The 4,369-nt window shown below is 37.1% G+C and carries 5 protein-coding genes; 4 read left to right on the forward strand and 1 reads right to left on the reverse strand.

Going from position 1 to position 4,369, the window contains the following annotated elements; translation table 11 throughout:
• Positions 1–399: 399 nt before the first annotated feature.
• From AB7E53_RS14355 to AB7E53_RS14370, 4 genes are all read left to right on the forward strand, one after another.
• The gene (locus AB7E53_RS14355) at positions 400–1,092 is read left to right on the forward strand and encodes a DUF3667 domain-containing protein (protein WP_371689180.1); all 693 of its coding nucleotides are present in this window, start codon (positions 400–402) and stop codon (positions 1,090–1,092) included.
• A gap of 23 nt (positions 1,093–1,115) precedes the next feature.
• Positions 1,116–2,264: a DUF362 domain-containing protein gene (locus tag AB7E53_RS14360; protein WP_446776454.1), complete on the forward strand. Its 1,149-nt coding sequence runs from the start codon at positions 1,116–1,118 to the stop codon at positions 2,262–2,264.
• A gap of 3 nt (positions 2,265–2,267) precedes the next feature.
• Positions 2,268–3,038 carry a DUF6599 family protein gene (locus AB7E53_RS14365; protein ID WP_446776456.1) on the forward strand — a complete coding sequence of 257 codons (771 nt, stop codon included), beginning with the start codon at positions 2,268–2,270 and terminating at the stop codon, positions 3,036–3,038.
• 277 nt (positions 3,039–3,315) lie between these two features.
• Complete coding sequence (locus AB7E53_RS14370; RefSeq protein WP_079684572.1) at positions 3,316–3,780, forward strand: nucleoside deaminase; 465 nt, start codon at positions 3,316–3,318, stop codon at positions 3,778–3,780.
• Between the two features lie 33 nt (positions 3,781–3,813).
• Here AB7E53_RS14370 and AB7E53_RS14375 read toward each other — a convergent pair whose 3' ends face one another.
• Positions 3,814–4,341: an N-acetyltransferase family protein gene (locus AB7E53_RS14375; RefSeq protein WP_446776458.1), complete on the reverse strand. Its 528-nt coding sequence runs from the start codon at positions 4,339–4,341 to the stop codon at positions 3,814–3,816.
• Between the last annotated feature and the right edge of the window lie 28 nt (positions 4,342–4,369).

The raw sequence follows: 4,369 nt of genomic DNA on the forward strand, positions 1-4,369 counted from the left end.
CTTTGTCATATGAATTTTGAAAACCTAAAGTTACAAAAACTCTAGGAAATAGCAAAGGCCGAGCTTGGGAAAGTTCGACCTTTGTGCATAAAACGAGGGTGTGCCTATTTTGACACACCCTCATTTTGTTTGTAATATAAATTATTTATTTACTTTTGTTTTCTCTTAAATACTTATGTTTGCTCACTTATGGATATCCATCGAACAAAGGCTTATGTGCGTTTGCATAGCAGAAAAAACCAAAAAGGGAAGATTCTGCCAGTATATACTAATAAAGATGTACACGTATGTGCTAATTGCAGCGTAGTTTATGAAGGATTGTTTTGTAATAACTGTGGCCAAAGTTGCCACACAGAGAAGTTTACCTATAAATCTGTTATCAAGAATTTTTTTGGAGGATTGACCAATATCGATCAAGGTTTCTTCTTTTCTATCAAAGAGCTTTTTATCAGGCCGGGATATATGGTGAGGGATTACATTGGAGGCAGGCGTGTACTTTATTTTCGTCCGCTTCAGATGTTGTTTGTGTTGGGAGCCATCTATATGTTAATGGTGCAAGCGATTGATCCGGCATCACTTAAGGAAGCTCCGATATCGGTGGCTAAAGAATTGGAACTGGAGTGGGGAGATCGGAATTTATTGAAATGGGTTACAGATTCTCCGTTTATCCAATCGGTTTATGGTGTTATAAAAACACTTTTTTCCAGCAATAAAGCACTTGAAATTGTATGTACACTTCCTTTTTTAGCATTGGCAACACAGTGGGCTTTCCGTAAAAGGGTAAATAAAGTTCATTACAATTTGGTTGAGCTTTTTTTTGTTAGAACGTATGCTGCATCCCAATTGTTAATTGTTTCTATGATTATGCTCCCATTTACTGGTGATGCAAGTAAAGGAACTCCCTGGTGGCTTGATTTTATTTTTTCAGTTTGGATATACAGCCAGCTATTTAATACTAAATTGTCTACTACCGTAAAGCGTACCGTTTTGATGTATTTATATGCAGGTGTACTGATAGTTGCTTTTGTGGTTTTGGCTTTGGCTTTTGTGGTTGTATTAGCTTGGACTTTAGATTTATATAAAGTGAATTAGTTTTAATTTAAATTTAGACTACTATGCAACGACGTAATTTTTTTAAATCCATTGCCGCAACAGGATTGGGCGCAGCTTTAAGTCCTGTTATTAAATCGGCTCCGGTTTATACTGCCGATTCAGTCAAGCCCAAAACAAACATTGCAGAGGCAATGGCTGTTCCCAGAACCACCTTATCGATGCCTGGAAAATATCCTGGCAGGGTTGTAAAGGTAAATAATGCAAATGCTGTGGTGGATGGTAAGCCTTCTGAAGAGGCAGCATATGAGATGCTGAAGCGTTGCATGTTGGAACTTACAGGAGAACATGATCTTTCCAAAGCCTGGCTTCAATTTGTAGGACCGGATGATGTGATTGGTATTAAGGTTAATCCTGTTGCCGGGAAATTATTAACTACCTCCCATGCTGTTACGCGTTCGATTGTAAAGCAATTGGAAGAGGCGGGTATACACAGATCTAATATGATGATTTGGGATAGAAGGGAAATGCAGTTGCATGAGACTGGTTATACTGAAGATAATTATCCCGGAATTAAAATCAAGGGTACTGAATGTCAGGATGCGCAGGGAGGTTTTATCAATAAGGAAGGTAAGTTCTATAGTGAGGACCGTATTGATAAAAAGTGCTATTTCTTTGCAGATGTTGAAGGTGAATACGATGCATATACAATGCCTTATATGGTGAATGGAGGAAAGAATTCATACTTTACAAAAATTTGTACTGAAGATGTTACCAAAATTATTAATGTACCTGTATTGAAAAACGCTGGTAGTGCTGTAACGTTGTGTCTGAAGAATCTTGCCTTTGGCGCAATTACAAACACAGGGAGACTTCATCAGCAATTGTGGCATGAAACCTGTGCTTATGCGTGTGCATTTTCTCCTTTACGTGATAAGGTTGTGCTTAATATAGTTGATGGCCTTATTGGTTGTTTTGATGGAGGTCCGTCAGCTAATCCCCAGTTTATGTGTAATTATAATACGTTGCTGGTTGGATCTGATCCGGTGGCGGTCGACCGCATCGGTCATGATATTGTTATAGCCAAACGAATTGAGGAGGGGATTCAAGTAAAAGATAAACCTGAGGCTATTCGATTTATGCATCTGGCTGAAGAGCTTAAACTAGGGATTGCCGACCGGAATAATATTTCACTTACAGAATTTAATGTATAGAAAATGAAAGAGAAAATAGGTTGTCTGATAGCTTTTTTCTTGATCCCGTTGTTTATATATGCGCAACAGATAAAAGATGTTGAGGTAAAAAGAGAGCGAGTTTTTACAGGTGAAGGATTGTACGGATACATGAATGGTGGTGCTGATCTTTATCTTGAATATGGTGTGTATAAACTTACTGCAAGGGATTTGATTTACAAAGGAGAGGAGTATATGCTGGAAATATATGAATTACCTTCTCCCGAGGATGCCTTTGGAATATATTCTCTGCATGTTTTTAAATGTATGCGTGCTGACACGCTGGGGTGTATAGATTGTTTATCGACATATCAGCTGCAGCGGGTTTCCGGGAACAAATATATTTCGCTTGTATTCCCAACAGGTTCTGCAGTTGCTAGAAATGAAGCTGATTCTTTATTGCGTTTGTTTGTATCTGAGAATGAGGAGAAACCTGCTATTCCTGATATATTAGATATAAAAGAGCCATTATCGGGAAACCTTAAATTTGCAAGGGGAAAATTATCGGCATCCAATGTGCAATCATCTTTATTTAATCTGCTCGATGGCGTTAAGATAAAAGCTCTCTGGCATCTATCCGGTAAGGCAACACGGGAAAACCGTGCGTTGATTTATCCGGAAGATAAAGTCAATATTAAACTGATAAAAAGCAGGATTCCAGATGAAGATGTGCTAATGACAGGCGAGAATTATATTTTTATCAAATGTAGAGAAGAAGAGTCGCCGACTCAAAATAGCTCTCCATTTGGCTTTTAACATCCAATTGTATTCATTTCTGTGTTGCAGAACATATAATAATAATTTTATAGTCATAGGTAGATTGTTACCTTTGTAGTGATTGTTAATTTTTATTTTTGAGAAAATTTATTGAGACAATTAATCATTTTATTTATTGATTAAAGTTTTAAAGTTTAGGTTTAAATAAAAAAATCCGGTTCGTGAGAATCGGATTTTTTGTATTAATGGGGAGTTGCATCTATATTTGCAGCTCGTTTATGTATTAAATAGATTAAACGTAATAATCTGAATTTGAATGAAAGAAGAATTTATGAGAAGGGCCATCGCCCTGTCGGTCGACAATGTAAAGAATGGAGGAGGTCCTTTTGGTGCGGTTATTGTAAAAGATAATGAAATTATTGCTACTGGAGTAAACCGGGTTACAGCCTCCTGTGATCCAACGGCTCATGCAGAAGTAAGCGCTATTCGTAATGCATCAGCAAAGTTGGGAACATTTAATTTAAGCGGTTGCGAAATTTATACTTCGTGCGAACCTTGCCCCATGTGTCTCGGTGCTATCTATTGGGCCAGATTGGATAAGATTTATTATGCCAACACTAAAGAAGATGCAAAGGATATCGCTTTCGATGATTCGTTTATATATGAAGAAATTGCGTTGAAACCTTCGGATAGGAAATTACCTTCCGAATCTCTTCTTAGAAATGAGGCAATAAAGGCTTTTCAGGCATGGGCTTCTAAGGACGATAAGGTGTCTTATTAGAAAGATATTAGCTGTTTTTGATATTAGAATGGTTCAGATTATTTTCTCATATAATCTGAACCATTTCAATCCATAATTTCCAAGTCCTAGGTCGACAGTGCCAGTGTATATGAATCCGTTTTTTTCGTATAACTTTATTGCAGGGATATTCTTTTCATAAACATCTAGTCGAATAGTTTTTATGCCTGAGTTTTTAGCAAATTCAATACTGTAGTTGAGTAATGCGTTCCCTATTCCTTTTCCCATAAAATTGGGATGTATTACGAATGTACGTATCACGTAAATATTATCGTAGGTAGTTTCAACCAGCCAATCAGCATCATCGTATGCTTCTTCAGGTTGATGATTAAGAATTATAGATCCCGCAATTTTACCTCCAGAACGAGCCACGAACAGAGTCTTACTACTTATTCCTTCTGTCGCATTCTTTCGCGTAGGATATATACCTTTAATCCATCCAGGATAATTGGTGTGCATTGATAAGTAATCGTTCAGGTTATTGTATAGTAATTCCAGTTCGTCTATATCGGAAGTAACGCCTAGTTCAAATATTAGATCCATTTTGTTATTTTATGCAAAGATATAATTT

Origin of the sequence: Macellibacteroides sp., from assembly GCF_050251695.1 — a bacterium.
Classification (GTDB): Bacteria; Bacteroidota; Bacteroidia; order Bacteroidales; family Tannerellaceae; genus Macellibacteroides; species Macellibacteroides fermentans.